Raw genomic sequence first — 16,404 nt, forward strand, 5'->3', positions numbered from 1 at the left:
GGCCGATCGAAACTTGATGTCACCGACGTACACAGATATATTGACTGAAACCGTCAGACACAGATAACTGGGAGGTGTGCTGTGCCAGATCCTAAGGACCTGGACCTGCTGCGTGAACTCGAGCCGGTTGTCGAGAAGTACATGAACCGCCACGAGAGCGTGCACAAGCCGTGGAACCCGCACGACTACATCCCGTGGTCGGACGGCAAGAACTTCTACGCGCTCGGCGGCCAGGACTGGGAGCCTGGACAGTCCAAGCTGACCGATGTCGCGCAGGTCGCCATGGTGCAGAACCTGATGACCGAGGACAACCTGCCGTCGTATCACCGTGAGATCGCGATGAGCATGGGCATGGACGGCGCGTGGGGCCAGTGGGTCAACCGTTGGACCGCCGAGGAGAACCGGCACGGCATCGCGCTGCGCGACTACTTGGTCGTCACCCGCGCGATCGACCCCATCGAGCTGGAGAAGCTCCGCATGGAGGTGGTGAACCGCGGCTTCAGCCCGGGCCAGAACCGCCAGGTCCGCGACGATCTGTTCTGCGACAACCTGTTCGACTCGATCGTCTACGTCACGTTCCAGGAACTCGCCACCCGCATCTCGCACCGCAACACCGGCAAGGCCTGCAACGAGCCGATCGCCGATCAGCTGCTGGCGAAGATCTCGGCCGACGAGAACCTGCACATGATCTTCTACCGTGACGTCACCGAGGCCGGCTTCGAGATCGAGCCGGATAAGGCGATGCGCTCGTTGCACAAGGTGCTGCACAACTTCCAGATGCCGGGCTATCAGGTGCCCGAATTCCGCCGCAAGGCCGTGATGATCGCCGTCGGCGGCGTCTACGACCCGCGCATCCACCTCGACGACGTGGTGATGCCCGTCCTGAAGAAGTGGCGGATCTTCGAGCGGGAAGACTTCAGCGGCGAGTCGGCCCGGCTGCGCGACGAACTGGCGGTCCTGATCAAGGAGCTCGAAGTGTCGTGCGACAAGTTCGAGATCTCCAAGCAGCGTCAGCTCGACCGCGAGGCTCGCACCGGTAAGCGCGTCACCGCCGAGGAGCTGCATCACACCGCGGGCACGCTGACGCTCAGCCGACGGTAGCCCGTCGTGCGGATCGGACCCATCGAACTGGCCAGTCCAGTAGTGCTGGCACCCATGGCCGGCGTGACGAACGTTGCCTTCCGGACCTTGTGTCGGGAGCTCGAGCAGCAGCGCGTCGGCACGGTCAGCGGACTGTACGTCTGCGAGATGGTGACTGCGCGTGCCTTGGTCGAGCGGCATCCGGTCACCATGCACATGACGACCTTTTCCGCCGACGAGACGCCACGGTCCTTGCAGCTCTACACCGTTGACCCGGCCACCACGTACGCGGCGGTCAAGATGATCGCCGACGAGAACCTCGCCGATCACGTCGATATGAATTTCGGCTGCCCGGTCCCCAAGGTCACTCGTCGTGGCGGTGGGGCCGCGCTGCCCTATAAGCGGCAACTGTTCGGCCAGATCGTCGCCGCGGCCGTCCGCGGCACCGAGGGCACCGACATCCCGGTGACCGTGAAGTACCGGATCGGGATCGACGACGAGCACCACACCCACCTCGAAGCCGGCAAGATCGCCGAGTCCGAAGGCGCAGCGGCGGTGGCACTGCATGCCCGCACGGCCGCCCAGCGCTATTCCGGAACCGCGGACTGGGAACAGATCGCCCGGCTCAAGCAACACGTGCGGACCATCCCCGTGCTGGGCAACGGCGACATCTTCGAGGCCAACGACGCGCTGGCAATGATGGCGATGACCGGGTGCGACGGCGTGGTGATCGGCCGCGGCTGCTTGGGCCGGCCGTGGTTGTTCGCCGAGCTGTCGGCGGCGTTCACGGGAAGCGCGGCCCCGACGCCCCCCACTCTGGGTGAGGTCGCGAACATCATTCGGCGGCACGGCGAGCTGCTCAGTGCACACTTCGGCGAAGACAAAGGCATGCGTGACATGCGCAAACACATCGCTTGGTACTTGCATGGCTTTCCCGCCGGCTCGGACGTGCGGCGCGCGCTGGCCCTGGTCAAGACCCTCGACGAGCTCGATCGGCTGCTGGACAAGCTCGATGGAGACATCCCGTTTCCGAGTGCGGCGAGCGGGCCGCGCGGCCGGCAGGGCTCACCGGCGCGGGTGGCGCTACCCGAGGGCTGGCTGGCCGATCGTGACGACTGCACGGTTCCGGCCGGCGCCGACGTGATGCACTCGGGCGGCTAGCCTCCACCTCTATCGATACCCTCCTGAGATCGCGTTTCCGGTTGGGTCTCTATACGATGTGGATCTTGTTGCATCATGCGCCGGTGGCCGAGACCGGAGCCATCATCGCAGCACGGCTGTACAGGCACGACGCGACCGCGACGGTTGCGCTGCACTGAGGTGCGCGCGCGAAGTTTCACCAGATTCGGAGGCCGGTAGGACATGAGTGACGGCGATTCAGCCACTCACGGCCCCGACGCCGACGACATAGGACTTACCGGAACGCCGCCGGGTTCGCGCGGCGCCGCGCCGTGGGAACGGTTCGGCACCGCCCCGACGGCCACCATTGTCCATCAATGGGTCGGCCCGTCAGCGATGCGCGAACCCGTTGAATCCACTGCGCCGCTCGATCCCGCCGACCACGGCAATGGCAACGGCAGTCACGACACCTCCGGAAACCACGCTGAAGGCGGCCTCAGCGTCGCGGAACTGATCGCCAAGATCGGTGGAGCCGCCACCGATCGCCCCCGCCGTCACCATGCCGCCCCGGACACCGAGACGAACGAACCCGCGCCGTCCGCGGATCAACCGGAGGACTACAACCCGTACGAGCTGCTCAGCCCGGCGGACTACTCCGATGAGCTGCCCAATTTGGATGCCATTCGCCGCGTCGCGGTGCTGGGAGACACCGACGCCGAGAAGACGACGGTCTTACCGGCCGCACCCGCAAACCTGCTCGAGACCACGGATGACGACGACGTCGCGCCCGAGCGGAAACGCAAGCCCAAGCCGAAGCGGCGCAAACACGGCGGGCTGATGCTCGCCGGCCGCATGGCAGTGGCCACCACCGCCGCGGCGGCGCTCGCGATGACCGGCGGCGCTTACCAGTGGAGCACGTCGAAAAACCACCGACTCAACACCGTCAGCGCGCTGGACCCGGGCTCGCACGACATCGTCGACGCCAACGCCCAGTACGGCGACGAAGACTTCCTGATTGTCGGCATGGACTCCCGCGCCGGGGCGAACGCCAACATGAACGTCGGCACCACCGAGGACGCCGGCGGTGCCCGCTCGGACACCATCATGCTGGTGAACATCCCGGCCAACCGTAAACGCGTTGTGGCCGTGTCCTTTCCGCGTGATCTGGCGATCACGCCGATCCAGTGCGAGGCATGGAATCCCGACACCGGCGAATACGGTCCCATCTATGACTCGGACACCAAGAAGTGGGGCCCCAAGAACGTCTACACCGAGACGAAGCTCAACTCGACGTTCTCGTTCGGCGGCCCGAAATGCTTGGTCAAAGAGATCCAGAAGCTGTCCGGGCTGAGCATCAACCGGTTCATCGCGGTCGATTTCGCCGGGTTCGCGAAGATGGTCGACGCGCTCGGCGGCGTCGAGGTGTGCAGCACCACCCCGCTGAGGGACTACGAGCTCGGCACCGTGCTGGCCCACGCCGGCCGGCAGCTGATCGACTCCAAGACCGCACTGAACTACGTGCGCGCCCGCAACATCACGACCGAGAACAACGGTGACTACGGCCGCATCAAACGTCAGCAGCTGTTCCTGTCCTCGCTGCTGCGATCGCTGATCTCCAAGGAGACGTTCCTCTCGCTGAACAAGCTGAACAGCGTCGTGAACATGTTCATCAGCAACAGCTACGTCGACAACATCAAGACCAAAGACCTTGTCCAACTTGGCCAGTCGGTACAGGGCATGAACGCCGGCCACGTCTCGTTCGTAACCGTGCCCACCGGAATCACCGACGAGAACGGCGACGAGCCGCCGCGGACCGCTGACATGCGGGCGTTGTTCGACTCGATCATCAACGACGACCCGTTGCCCGGTGAGAACAACATGAACGCCACCTCGAGCCCGCCGACCACGACAGCGAACAGCAAGGCTCAGTCCAGCCGGTCCGCCGATCCGCACCCCGAGCACCTGCAGGCCGTCGCCGCGGCGCCACAAGACGTCACCGTGCAGGTATCCAACTCCACTGCCAAGTCCGGCCTGGCCGGGACGGCGAGCAGCCAGCTGAAGCGCCGCGGCTTCCGGGTGAAGTCACCCGACGACTACCCGAGCCCCCTCAAGACCACCAAGGTGCTGTACTCCCCGGGCAACGAGCAAGCCGCCGCCACCGTCGCGGGATCGTTCCCGAACTCCAAAGTCGAGCGGATCACCGGAACCGGGCAGGTGGTGCAAGTGGTTCTCGGATCAGATTTCACCGCCGTCGGGTCGCCCCCGGCGGCCGGTTCGCCGGTCAGCTTGCAGGTCGAGCGCAACGCCAGTAGCCCGGCCAGCAAACTTCCCGACGACCTAACCGTCACCAACGCCGCCGACACCCACTGCGAATAGCCCGACCCGCGCCGAAAAGCAGGTCAACCCGCATTCACCGCGATTTCACGCGTCACTTTGGGGCGGTTAATGCCAGTCCGGAGATTCGGAACGTACCCTTGCTGGTATGCGCACCGCCTACCACGAGCAGCTCTCGGAGCTGTCCGAACAGTTGGGAGCGATGTGCGGGCTGGCCGGCGAGGCGATGGAGCGGGCAACGCAGGCACTGCTGCAGGCCGACCTGGTACTCGCCGAGCAGGTCATGTCCGACCACGAAAAGATCGCCGAGCTGAGCGCGCACGCCGAGGAGAGCGCGTTCGTGCTGCTGGCCCTGCAGGCGCCGGTCGCCGGCGATCTGCGCGCCATCGTGGGCGCCATCCAGATGGTCGCCGACATCGACCGCATGGGGGCGCTGGCCTTGCACGTCGCCAAGATCGCCCGCCGACGTCACCCGCAGAAGACGCTGCCTGAGGAAGTCAACGGCTACTTCGCCGAAATGGGGCGGCTCGCAGTCGAATTGGGTAACAGCGCGCAAGAAGTGCTGCAGTCGCGCGACCCAGAGAAGGCCGCCCGCATCCGCCAAGAAGACGACGCGATGGACGACCTGCACCGCCACTTGTTCACGGTGTTGATGGACCGGGAATGGAAGCATGGCGTGGCCGCGGCCGTCGACGTGACGCTACTCGGCCGCTTCTACGAGAGATTCGCCGACCACGCCGTGGAGGTGGCCCGCCGGGTCATTTTCCAGGCCACCGGACATCTCCCCGAAGACGCGTCCGTCGCCCCACAAAGCTAGGTCTAACTCAGCCGAAGCGACCGGAGATGTAGTCCTCGGTGGCCTTCTGCGTCGGGTTGGAAAAGATCTTCTCGGTGTCATCGATCTCGATCAGTCGACCCGGCTTGCCGACCCCCTCGAGGTTGAAGAACGCGGTGTGGTCGCTGACCCGCGCCGCCTGCTGCATGTTGTGCGTGACGATCACGATGGTGTACTCCTGCTTGAGTTCTGCGATCAGATCCTCGATCGCCATCGTGGAAATCGGGTCCAGCGACGAGCAGGGCTCGTCCATCAGCAGCACGTCGGGTTGCACGGCGATCGCCCGCGCGATGCACAGCCGCTGCTGCTGACCGCCGGACAGCCCGCCGCCGGGCCGATCCAGCCGGTCCTTGACCTCGTCCCACAGGTTTGCCCCACGCAGCGCGTACTCCGCGGTGTCGTCGAGCAGCTTGCGATTGCGCACGCCCTGCAGCTTCAGACCGGCTACCACATTGTCGCGAATCGACATGGTGGGGAACGGGTTTGGCCGCTGGAACACCATCCCGATCGCGCGCCGCACCCCGACCGGGTCGATGCCGGAGCCGTAGATATCGTCGTCGTCGAGCAACACTCTGCCCTGCATGCGCGCCCCGGGCGTCACCTCGTGCATCCGGTTCAGCGTCCGCAGCACCGTCGTCTTACCGCACCCCGACGGACCGATGAACGCCGTCACGCTGCGCGGCAGCACCGACAGTGAGACGTCGGCGACCGCCTGGAACGCGCCGTAGAAAATGTTGACCTCTTTGAGGTCCAACCGCTTAGCCATCGGAATTCCTGCCTGACCACTTGGGAGCAAAGACTCGTGAGACGACTCTGGCCACCAGGTTAATGACGGCAATCAGCGTGATCAGCGTCAGGGCGGCGCCCCACAGCCGATTGGTGGGAATCACACTGGTGCCGGCCCCCGCCGACGTTTGGTCGTACATCATGCCTGGCAACGACCCCATGAAGCCGCCGAAGATGTTGAAGTTCATCGCCTGCGAGTAGCCGACCAGGACCAGAAGTGGAGCGGTCTCGCCCATCACCCGGGCGAGCGCCAGCAGGATCCCGGTGATGATGCCGGACATCCCGGCCGGCAGCACGATCTTGGTGATCGTCCGCCAATTCGGCACGCCCAGTGCGTAACTCGCCTCGCGAAGCTCCACCGGGACGATATGCAGCATCTCCTCGGTGGTGCGGACGATCACCGGGATCATCAGCAGCACCAGCGCCAGCGACACCGCGAACCCGGATCGCGGAAGTCCCAGCGTGGCAATCAACAACGCATAGATGAACAGCGCGGCGACGATCGACGGCACACCGGTCAGGATGTCCACCATGAAGCTGGTCAGCTTGCCCATTGCGCTGTCGCCGGCGTACTCGACCAGGTAGATGGCGACGAACACCCCGATCGGTATGGAGATGGCCGCGCACACCAGTCCTTGCAACACCGTTCCGACGATCGCGTGGTATGCGCCGCCGCCGGCAATGAACGCCGTCATATCTGCTTGGGAATGTGTCCACCACACAGTGGATTTCACAGCGCCGAAGCCTTTGGCCACCACGGAGTACAGCAGCCAGATCAACGGGACCAGCGCCACCGCCACCGCGCAGGTGACCAAGACGGTGGCGACGGCGTCGGCTGCGCGTCGACGCCTGCTCACACCGGTGAAGCCACGCGCCTTGAGCGGCCGGTCCAGCAGCGACGTCATCGAACCGTCCTGCCCGCGACAGCGGCGCGCGCCATCGCGTTGACGACCAGGGTGAGCAGGAACAGCACCAGGCCGGCGGCGATATACGCCCCGGCCCGGTACTCGTTGTTGAAGTCGTAGGCGGTCGCGGCGATCTTGGTGGCGAAGGTGTAGCCGCCGTCGAACAACGACCAACCGAACGCCGCCTGCGTGCCGCGCAGGATTATGAGCAACGCGATGGTCTCGCCTAACGCGCGGCCCAGGCCCAGCATGGCTCCGCTGAAGTAGCCGGATCGCCCGAACGGCAATATCGCGGTCTTGACCACTTCCCAGCGGGTGGCGCCGAGCGCCAGCGCGGCTTCGATGTGACCCTGCGGCGTCTTCATGAAGACTTCGCGGGTCACCGCGGTGATGATCGGCAGGATCATCACCGCCAGCACGATTCCCGCGGTGAAAATCGTGCCGCCCCCGGATACCGACGCATTGCCCGTCGCGAACAGAAAGATCCCGCCCAGATGCTGGTTGAGCCATGTCGCGACCGGCCGCAACCGCGGAGCCAGCACGAAAAGCCCCCAGACCCCGTAGATGATCGACGGGACCGCCGCGAGCAGATCGACGATGTAGGCCAGCGGTCCGACAACTCTGCGTGGTGAGTACTGGGACAGAAAGATGGCGATTCCCAAAGCGATTGGCATCGCCAGCACCAGGGCGAACAACGCGACCATCATCGTCACCTGAAGGAGGTCGAACACCCCGAAGCGCATCGCCTCGGTGTTGGTGGTCGACCAGTTACCGCCGAAGGTGAAGAAGTTGACCCGGTTGCGCGACAGCGCGGGAATGGCACGCATCAGCAGGAACAGCCCGATCGCAGCGATCAAGACGATGATCAGCGCGCCAGAGCTTTCCGCCAGGCCGCGAAAGATTCGGTCGCCGCGACTGCGTTTGACCACGCCCCAGCCAAGAGGGGTAGGAGTGAGCCGGCGCGACGCATCGGCGAGGACTCGACCCGGGCCGGTGTCGGCCGAATTCGGTGTCGTCACGGTAGCCCCATCAGTCGTCAGCCCTGGACAAGAGGGTAGTCACCGTATTGCGCCGATCGCTGTCAGCAGACGCTTTTTGAACTTGTCCGGCAGCGGGACGTAGCCGGCGCCCGACAGGCCCTCTTGGGCGTTGTCGGCGGCCACCGTCAGCAGCGACCGGACGGCGGCGCTGGTCGCGGCCTGGTAGCCCCTCGAGCAGACAATCTCGTAGGTGGCCATCACCAACGGGTAGGCACCCGCTTCCCGAGTGCGGTAGATCGACTTCAGATTCAGTTCCAAGTCGTCGCCGGGCCGAGCGAAGGTGGCGCCGTCGATGGCCTTGCGAGCCGAGTCGTCGGTGAGCTCGACCGCGCCGCCGCCGTCGTTGAGCCTGGCGTACGGCATTCCAGCCTGGTCGGCGAAGCCCTTCTCGACGTAGCCGATCGCACCGGGCGCGGAGTGCACCGCTTGGACGATCCCGGACGACTTCTGTGCGCCCTCTCCGACGCCGCCTTGGAACTCGCTGCCGGCGCCGCGGGTCCAGCTGTTTGGGGCGGCCGCGCCGAGGTATTTCTGAAAGTTGTCGGTGGTGCCCGAGGAATCCGACCGATAGATCGGCGAAATTCTGGTGTTGGGCAGCGACGTGCCCGGGTTGAGTTTGGCGATCGCCGGGTCGTCCCAGCTGGCGATCACGCCGCTGAAGATCTTGGCCAGCACGTCGGCGTTGACGACGAGCTGTTTGACGCCGTCGAGGTGGAACACGATCGCGATCGGACCGAATACGAGCGGCAGGTGCCAGGCGGGATTGCCGTTGCACCGGGCGGCGGCCGGCCCGATCTGGTCGCGGCTGAGCGGTGAGTCCGAGCCGGCGAAGTCGACGTGCTTGGCGATGAACTGCTCGCGTCCGGCGCCCGATCCGGTCGGGTTGTATGCCAGCTGCTTTCCGGGACACAGCTGCGACCAGTCCATGTTGAACAGGGCGATGGCGTTCTGCTGAGCGGTCGAACCTTCCGCGGTCAGGTCCTGCCTACCGTCGCAATTCACCGGGTGCGACGGCGCCGACAGTCCACGCAGGTTGCTGTCGCTGCCACAGCCGGCGGTCAAGCCGCCCGCGACGACGGCGAACGTCAGCGCTTTGCACAGCGCGTGGAGCTTCACCAATTTCGATTCCTCGGGGGATCTGTCCGCCAGCGGCCTGTCGGTTGCGACGCCGGGCACGCGCGAAACTATGCGTTGGCGGTTGACGGCGTGCGCCAGAATGGTGAACGCGGGGTGAACACGTCAGCGCCGCGCGTACGCGGTGTCGACGCTGTACTGCGAAAACCCCAGACGGCGGTAAGTACGCAGCGCCGCGGTGTTGTCCGACTCGACGTACAGCATCACGGTCGGATGATCAGCCCCACGCAGCTTGCGCGACAGATGCGCGATGCCGACCGCGGTCAGCACGCCACCCAGGCCACCGCCTTGAGCCGCAGGATCGACACCCACCACGTAGACCTCGCCGAGGCCGGCCTGGTCGAGGTGCACCTTCGTCCAGTGGAAGCCGAGGAGCTGACCAGTCTGTTCACTGAATGCCAGGAACAGGCCCTCGGGGTCGAACCACGGCTCGGCGCGTCGCTCGGCTAGTTCGACCTCGGTCCAGCCACCCTGCTCCGGATGCGTCGCGAACGCAGAGTTGTTGACGCGCAACAACTCTGCGTCGTCATCGCTGCCAGCGTAGGTCCGGATCAACACGCCCTCGGGCACTGTGGGTTCGGTGATCTCGTCAAGACTTCGACGCATCTGCATTAACTCCCGGACCGTCGTCAACCCCAGTGCCGACGCGGTAGCTTGCGCCGGCTCCAGCGTTCCGTGCGCCCAGAATCGGTTCGTGCCATCGGTTTTCGCCAGCGCGGCATGGATCATCGCCGAGCCGATTCCGCGCCGGCGCGCATCGGGGCGCACCACCAGTTCGGCCATCGCGGACTCGTCTCCCGCGGAGAGGTTCAGGTAGCCTCGGACGCCGTCGTCGTCGACGGCAACCAGATGTTGCGTGCGGTCGTGCGCCAGCTCGCGCAGCACCTGTTCGCCGACGGGTGCCACACCGTCGAATTCTGTTGCGGAAGCGATGATTTCACGGACTTGCCGCTGGTCATCGGCATTCAGCAGCGTGCGCCACTGCGGCGCCGTCACTGGCTGTGCAGCGGATCGGCCAGCGGCTGACTGTCGGCGTCGTCGTCCTCGCCGTCATCTGGGGTGATTTCGGTACTCGGCGGCCGGCCCCGGGTGGGGCGGACTGCTTTGTAACCCACGTTGCGGACCGTGCCGATCAACGCCTCGTACTCCGGGCCCAGCTTGGCTCGCAGTCGCCGAACGTGCACGTCGACGGTCCGGGTGCCGCCGAAGAAGTCGTAACCCCATACCTCGTGCAGCAACTGCGCGCGGGTGAACACCCGCCCGGCGTGCTGGGCGAGGTATTTCAACAGCTCGAACTCCTTATAAGTGAGGTCGAGGGGACGTCCCCGCAATCGGGCGGTGTACGTGCCCTCGTCGATCACGAGTTCACCCAGGCTGATCTTGCCGACACCCTCCTGGTCCTGCAGGTTGCCTCGCCGGCCGACGAGCAGCCGCAGCCTCGCGTCGATCTCGGCAGGGCCGGTGCCCGGCAGGAGGATCTCGTCCAATCCCCAGTCCGCGTTGACAGCCACCAACCCACCTTCGTTAACCACGACCACCACCGGGATCGACCGACCCGTCGAGCCCAGGAGACGGCACAGGCCACGCGCGGCCGGCAGGTCAAGGCGCGCATCGACGATCAGGATGTCCGCGCTGCCGGCTTCCAGCAACGACGAGACGTCAGGCGGTGCGGTGCGCAACGTGTGGGCGAGCAGCGACAAGGACGGCAGAACCACATCCGGATTCGGCTCAGGGGTCAACAGCAGCAGGTCCAAGCAAGCCCCTCCAGATTTCCGGGGAAAGGCGTCTCGCAAAATTCATGGCGAGATACGAAGTTTAACGGCCAGGTCACTAAACGATAGCTTGCAGCCAGGTCTTACGCGCGCTGACGATGCAGACCGGAACGGTCGCGATGCACGCCTCGGCGCGAGGGTAGGCCACAATATGCGGATGCGTAAGGCGCTGGTCGGGGCGGTGACGGTGCTGTCGTCGGTGACGGTGGTGGTGCTGGCTGCGGTCGGCGTCGACTTCGGGACCAGCATCTACGCCGAGTACCGGTTGGCGCGCGTGGTCCGCGAGACGGCCCACCTGGGCTTCGACCCGTTCGTCGCGATCATCGCCTTCCCGCTAATACCCCAAGCGATGCGCCACCGCTACGAGGACGTCGAGATCAAGGCCGGCGCGGTGGAGCGTCCCGTGATCGGCAAGGCCACGCTGGAAGCGACCATGCACTCGGTCGACCTAACCGACGCGTCGTGGCTGGTCAGACCGAATGCCAAGCTGCCCGTGGGCAAGCTGGAGAGCCGGATCATCATCGACTCGCTGCATTTAGGCCGCTACCTGGGCATTAGGGATTTGATCGTCGAGGCACCCGCCAAAGACACCAACACCGCCAGCGGCGGAACCACCGAGTCCGGCATCTCGGGCAGTCACGACCTGGTGTTCAGCGGCACACCGAAAGCCTTCGGCAAACGGGTCAGCGTCGCCGTCGACCTGTCTATGGCCGGCGATGACAACACCACGTTGGTGTTCACCCCTACCGGCATCCTCACCGGACCGAACACCGCAAATCAGAACGTGCCGAATGACAAGCGCGACGCCGTGCTGGCCGCGTTCGCCGGGAGATTGCCCGACCAGAAATTGCCGTTCGGGGTCGCGCCGACCACCGAGGGTGCCCGGGGCTCGGACGTCATCATCGAAGGCATCACCACGGGACTAACGATCATGCTCGACGGGTTCAATCGAGCATGATGCGCCCCGACAACGAGGCACAGCGCGGTAATGAAGAGGAGCGGCGCCAATGACTGCAGCAGTGGTCGCAGTACTCGTGGCTCTGGTCGGGGCAGCGATCATCGGCTGGTTGATGACGCGCCGATCCGGCGCCGTCCAAGCGACCAACCCGGAGGCATCCGAAGACATCGACACCACCGACCTGGGCCTGTCTTCCCAGGGCCCGACTGTCGTGCATTTCAGCGCATCGTGGTGCGGACCCTGCACCCAGGTGCGCCGCGTGGTCAACCAGGTCTGTGACAACCTCGGACAAGTTGCGCACGTCGAGATCGATATGGACGCCAATCCCAGCGCGGCGCGGCGACTTTCGGTGCTGTCGTTGCCGACGACCTTCATCTTCGACGCCGACGGTCGGCAGCGCTACCGCAGTTCCGGCGTGCCGAAGGCAGACGACCTGCGCTCGGCGTTGACGCCGCTATTGGCTTCATGACGTCGGCATTGGGTAAGCTGCATGGCGTGTCCGCCCGCGTCGAGCTCATGCTCACCAATCGCCGCGCAGTTGTACTGTGCCGCGCCGCGGGCTGCTGCTGTTGTTGTAGCTGCTGAGTAGCCGCGCCTTCTCGCGCCGCGCTCGGAGCAACCAGAAACCCCGTGGCGCGCGCCGCCACAAAGTCGTGCATAGGCAAATCAGGAGCAGCATCATGTCGGAGACCAAGACCCCCGATCAGGTCGACGTTCGCGGACCACGCTTCGCGGCGTGGATCACCACCGCAGTTCTGGTCATTGCCCTTCTCGTGTCCGGCGTCAGCCCTCTCGCAGCCGGTGAGATCCTCGGCCTGCAGTCCATCGTCTTCGCGATCGGCGCGCTGGCCGGACCACGACGTCACCCCTACGGCCAGGTCTTCGCCAAGCTCGTCGCGCCGCGGCTGAGCCCGGTCCGCGAGCGCGAACCCGTTCCCCCGCTGAAGTTCGCGCAGCTGGTCGGGCTGATCTTCGCCGCCCCGGCCGCGATCGGCTTCGTCAACGGCGCTGTACTCTTCGGGGTCGTACTCACCGGGGCAGCCCTGGTCGCCGCCTTCCTCAATGCGGCCTTCGGCATTTGCCTCGGTTGCCAGCTCTACCCGCTCGTGGCGCGCCTGAAGCCGGCCCACGGCACCTCATAGCGATCGAAAGGATTTACCCTATGGCACGCTCCGACGTCCTGGTCTCGGCCGACTGGGCCCAGAGCAATCTCGACGCCGATCACGTGGTCTTTGTCGAGGTCGACGAAGACACCAGCGCCTACGACGACGGCCACATCGCCGGCGCCGTCAAGCTGGACTGGCGGACCGATCTGCAAGACCCGGTCCGCCGCGACTTCGTCGATGCCGCGCAGTTCTCCAAGCTGCTCAGCGAACGTGGCATCGCCAACGACGACACCGTCGTGCTGTACGGCGGCAACAACAACTGGTTCGCCGCGTACGCCTACTGGTACTTCAAGCTCTACGGCCACGAGGACGTCAGGCTGCTCGACGGCGGCCGCAAGAAGTGGCAGCTCGACGGTCGTCCGTTTTCGACCGACACCGTGAGCCGACCCGCCACCAGCTACACGGCAAAGCCCGCCGACAACACGATTCGCGCCTTCCGCGACGAGGTGCTCGCAGCCATCAACGCGAAGAACTTGGTCGACGTCCGCTCGCCCGACGAATTTTCCGGCAAGATCCTGGCGCCGGCTCACCTGCCACAGGAGCAAAGCCAGCGTCCCGGACACATTCCAGGTGCGATCAACGTGCCGTGGAGCAAGACCGCCAATGACGATGGCACCTTCAAGTCCGATGAGGAGTTGGCCAAGATCTACGCCGACGCCGGACTGGACGGGTCGAAGGAAACGATTGCCTACTGTCGAATCGGGGAGCGGTCGTCGCACACCTGGTTCGTCCTGCAGGAACTGCTGGGACATCAAAATGTCAAAAACTATGACGGCAGTTGGACGGAATACGGCTCCCTGGTTGGAGCCCCAATCGAGTTGGGAAGCTGATATGTGCTCTGCGCCAAAGCAAGGACAGACTCTGCCGGCCAGCGTCGACCTGGAGAAGGAAACGGTGATCACCGGCCGGGTCGTCGATCGTGACGGTCAGGCTGTGGGCGGATCATTCGTGCGACTGCTGGATTCCTCGGGCGAGTTCACCGCCGAGGTCGTGGCGTCGGCCACCGGCGACTTCCGGTTCTTCGCCGCTCCGGGCTCGTGGACGCTGCGGGCCCTGTCAGCCGTCGGTAACGGCGACGCTGTCGTCGAGCCCCAGGGCGCCGGTATCCACGAGGTCGACGTCAAAATCGCCTGACCGGCCCGTCGAACTAGAATCGTCAACGTGGTTCTGTTCTACGAAATCTTGCTGGTCGTGGCTGTCGTGGTCATTTCCTGGTTCGCGCTGTACACGCTGTATCGGCTGATCACCGACGAATCGTGAGTCCGCCGGCGACGATGCAGAGCGCAGCGATGCTGAGGAGCGGCGCATCAGCCCCGCCGGCGACGATGCAGAGCGCAGCGATGCTGAGGAGCGGCGCATGAGTCCGCCGGCGACGATGCAGAGCGCAGCGATGCTGAGGAGCGGCGCATGAGCTCTGACGACGCTGCCGCCGCGGGCGACCCGGGTCGGGTGCCGGGTTCAGGTGACCGTGCGGTGGCCGCGGCTGCTGAGCGCGCGAAGGCGACGGCGACGCGCAACGTCCCGGTCTTCGACGACCTGCCGATCCCTGCCGACACCGCCAACCTGCGCGAGGGCGCCAACCTCCACGACGCGCTGCTGGCGCTGCTCCCGCTGGTCGGAGTGTGGCGCGGCGAAGGCGAAGGCCGTGGCTCCGACGGCGATTACCGGTTCGGCCAGCAGATCGTGGTCTCCCATGACGGCGGCGACTACCTGAACTGGGAGTCCCGCTCCTGGCGGCTCAGCGAGACCGGCGAGTACCAAGCACACGACCTACGCGAAACCGGCTACTGGCGCTTCGTCAACGAGCCCGACGACCCGTCGGAGTCGCAAGCCATCGAATTGTTGCTCGCGCACTCCGCCGGCTACGTCGAGTTGTTTTACGGGCGGCCCCTCAATCAGTCGTCGTGGGAACTAGTTACCGACGCGCTTGCCCGAAGCCGGTCGGGCGTGCTGGTCGGCGGTGCCAAGCGGCTTTACGGCATCGTCGAGGGCGGCGATTTGGCGTATGTAGAAGAAAGGGTCGACGCCGACGGCGGACTCATTCCGCACCTGTCCGCGCGGCTGTCGCGATTCGTCGGCTGATCAATTGCCAGAGAGTGGCTTTGGGCTGCCCTAGAAAATGGGCAGCCCCCGAGCCGTAGTTCCAGGTTGGACAAACCGGAGGCTCGGGGGCCGGGTGACTGCGGGGAATTCGCCAGCGCGCGCAGGTGATTCCTCGCCTGGTGCTGCTAGCGGGCAGCCACCTCACAAGTCCAATAAGCTATCAATTCCCGGACCACCTCCCTTCTTGTGTACTCGCGAAGGTACCCGCTGCGAGCCACGCCGACAACTGATTTCACCGATCGCTGACGATCGCGGCATCGACCAGTGCCGCGAATTCAGCTGTCAGCGAAGCGCGCGGCAACGCCTTGCCGTCCAAGGTGTGCACGCGCGCGGCGAGCGTCATGCTCGACACCAGCCAAATACCTTGCGCAGCAAGCAGATCGCTGACCCGCAGAGCGCGGTAGTCGCAGTCGTAGCCCTTGGAACGCGCGACGGTGAACAGCGCCTGCTGCGTGGTGCCGCGCAGGATCGGGTACCACGGCGGCGGGGTCAGGAGGCAGACGCCGCCGTCCTCACCGTCGTCGGTTGCGATGACCACCGTCGAGCGTGGGCCTTCGAGGATGTAGCCGTCGGAGCTGACGAAGATGACGTCGCCGGCACCGTGCCGGTCGGCATGCCGCAGCGCCGCCATGTTGATGGCGTACGACAGGGTCTTGGCGCCGGCCAGCAACCACGGCATGGACTCGACACCGCTTGACGGCAGCTCGCGGGGCAACGTGATGGCGGCCAGCCCGTCGTTGCGGACCGCGGCGATCCGGTTTGCCACCCGGCTGACCATCACGTACGCCGTGGGCGCCGTCCCGCGCTCGCGGCCGCGGGTGTAGACCAGGCGCATCGCGGCTTCGTCATTGGTGTCGTTCACCCACTGCCGCGTGGCCAGGTCGATGGCGCGTCGCCACGTCGACAGGTCAGGCTGCGGCAGCTCGAGCAATTTCGCCGAGTGGCTCATCCGCTCCAAATGCGCTTCGACGAGGCAGGCGCGGCCGTCCCGGATCAGCAGTGTCTCGAAGACGCCGTCGCCTCGTACCGCCGCGAGGTCGTCGGCGAACAGCAGCGGTACACCCGGCGAATGCACTTGTCCGTCGAGCGTCACAATCACGCCCGGGTGGCCAGTCATGGCAGGAAAGCCTAGTGGTGATCGCAAGAGCGGCGTAGCCGGTCGCAGCGGGTCG

General features: G+C 65.5%; 17 protein-coding genes and 1 pseudogene. 11 read left to right on the forward strand and 7 right to left on the reverse strand.

The genetic code is table 11. From position 1 onward, the window contains the following. Positions 1-81 precede the first annotated feature (81 nt). From MKK62_RS04895 to phoU, 4 genes are all read left to right on the forward strand, one after another. The gene (locus MKK62_RS04895; protein ID WP_434085022.1) at positions 82-1,101 is read left to right on the forward strand and encodes an acyl-ACP desaturase; all 1,020 of its coding nucleotides are present in this window, start codon (positions 82-84) and stop codon (positions 1,099-1,101) included. 54 nt (positions 1,102-1,155) lie between these two features. Next, the gene (gene dusB / locus MKK62_RS04900; RefSeq protein ID WP_240263819.1) at positions 1,156-2,241 is read left to right on the forward strand and encodes a tRNA dihydrouridine synthase DusB; all 1,086 of its coding nucleotides are present in this window, start codon (positions 1,156-1,158) and stop codon (positions 2,239-2,241) included. 201 nt (positions 2,242-2,442) lie between these two features. Beyond that, positions 2,443-4,575 (forward strand): LCP family protein, encoded by a 2,133-nt coding sequence (locus tag MKK62_RS04905; protein ID WP_240262114.1) that lies wholly within the window; start codon positions 2,443-2,445, stop codon positions 4,573-4,575. Between the two features lie 106 nt (positions 4,576-4,681). Beyond that, on the forward strand, positions 4,682-5,350 hold the full coding sequence (gene phoU, locus MKK62_RS04910; protein ID WP_240262113.1) for a phosphate signaling complex protein PhoU: 669 nt from the start codon (positions 4,682-4,684) through the stop codon (positions 5,348-5,350). A 7-nt stretch (positions 5,351-5,357) separates the two neighbouring features. On the opposite strand, the gene pstB is transcribed toward phoU, so the two are convergent. The 6 genes from pstB to MKK62_RS04940 form a co-directional block, all read right to left on the reverse strand. Then, positions 5,358-6,134 carry a phosphate ABC transporter ATP-binding protein PstB gene (pstB, locus tag MKK62_RS04915; protein WP_240262112.1) on the reverse strand — a complete coding sequence of 259 codons (777 nt, stop codon included), beginning with the start codon at positions 6,132-6,134 and terminating at the stop codon, positions 5,358-5,360. Then, entirely contained in the window at positions 6,127-7,059 is a 933-nt protein-coding gene (pstA, locus tag MKK62_RS04920; protein WP_240262111.1) for a phosphate ABC transporter permease PstA, read from the reverse strand. The genes pstB and pstA overlap by 8 nt, the downstream gene beginning before the upstream one ends. Then, a complete protein-coding gene (pstC, locus tag MKK62_RS04925) occupies positions 7,056-7,988 on the reverse strand; it encodes a phosphate ABC transporter permease subunit PstC (RefSeq protein WP_434085072.1) in 933 nt (310 codons plus the stop codon). The genes pstA and pstC overlap by 4 nt, the downstream gene beginning before the upstream one ends. A 129-nt stretch (positions 7,989-8,117) precedes the next feature. Continuing rightward, positions 8,118-9,215, reverse strand: a complete 1,098-nt coding sequence (gene pstS, locus MKK62_RS04930; protein ID WP_434085073.1) for a phosphate ABC transporter substrate-binding protein PstS — start codon at positions 9,213-9,215, stop codon at positions 8,118-8,120. A gap of 123 nt (positions 9,216-9,338) precedes the next feature. Further along, entirely contained in the window at positions 9,339-10,229 is an 891-nt protein-coding gene (gene mshD, locus MKK62_RS04935; RefSeq protein ID WP_240262109.1) for a mycothiol synthase, read from the reverse strand. After that, positions 10,226-10,987, reverse strand: coding sequence for a winged helix-turn-helix transcriptional regulator (locus MKK62_RS04940; protein ID WP_240262108.1), 762 nt, complete (start codon positions 10,985-10,987; stop codon positions 10,226-10,228). The genes mshD and MKK62_RS04940 overlap by 4 nt, the downstream gene beginning before the upstream one ends. Positions 10,988-11,156: 169 nt before the next feature. On the opposite strand from MKK62_RS04940, the gene lmeA reads away from it, so the two are divergent. The 7 genes and pseudogenes from lmeA (at position 11,157) to MKK62_RS04975 (ending at position 15,211) form a co-directional block, all read left to right on the forward strand. After that, positions 11,157-11,963: a mannan chain length control protein LmeA gene (gene lmeA, locus MKK62_RS04945; protein ID WP_240262107.1), complete on the forward strand. Its 807-nt coding sequence runs from the start codon at positions 11,157-11,159 to the stop codon at positions 11,961-11,963. A gap of 49 nt (positions 11,964-12,012) precedes the next feature. Then, positions 12,013-12,432, forward strand: a complete 420-nt coding sequence (locus MKK62_RS04950; protein WP_240262106.1) for a thioredoxin family protein — start codon at positions 12,013-12,015, stop codon at positions 12,430-12,432. 211 nt (positions 12,433-12,643) lie between these two features. Next, complete coding sequence (locus MKK62_RS04955) at positions 12,644-13,105, forward strand: DUF4395 domain-containing protein (protein WP_240262105.1); 462 nt, start codon at positions 12,644-12,646, stop codon at positions 13,103-13,105. A gap of 20 nt (positions 13,106-13,125) precedes the next feature. Next, on the forward strand, positions 13,126-13,959 hold the full coding sequence (locus MKK62_RS04960; protein WP_240262104.1) for a sulfurtransferase: 834 nt from the start codon (positions 13,126-13,128) through the stop codon (positions 13,957-13,959). Position 13,960: 1 nt separating this feature from the next. Next, positions 13,961-14,263 carry a DUF1416 domain-containing protein gene (locus MKK62_RS04965; protein ID WP_240262103.1) on the forward strand — a complete coding sequence of 101 codons (303 nt, stop codon included), beginning with the start codon at positions 13,961-13,963 and terminating at the stop codon, positions 14,261-14,263. A gap of 122 nt (positions 14,264-14,385) precedes the next feature. Then, a pseudogene (locus MKK62_RS04970) lies at positions 14,386-14,472 on the forward strand (sirohydrochlorin chelatase); the annotation flags it as partial. A gap of 64 nt (positions 14,473-14,536) precedes the next feature. Then, a complete protein-coding gene (locus MKK62_RS04975; RefSeq protein ID WP_240262102.1) occupies positions 14,537-15,211 on the forward strand; it encodes a heme-binding beta-barrel domain-containing protein in 675 nt (224 codons plus the stop codon). Positions 15,212-15,464: 253 nt separating this feature from the next. On the opposite strand, the gene MKK62_RS04980 is transcribed toward MKK62_RS04975, so the two are convergent. Continuing rightward, complete coding sequence (locus MKK62_RS04980) at positions 15,465-16,331, reverse strand: aminodeoxychorismate lyase (protein ID WP_240263817.1); 867 nt, start codon at positions 16,329-16,331, stop codon at positions 15,465-15,467. Positions 16,332-16,404: the final 73 nt, after the last annotated feature.

This window comes from Mycobacterium paraterrae (assembly GCF_022430545.2).
GTDB lineage: Bacteria > Actinomycetota > Actinomycetes > Mycobacteriales > Mycobacteriaceae > Mycobacterium > Mycobacterium paraterrae.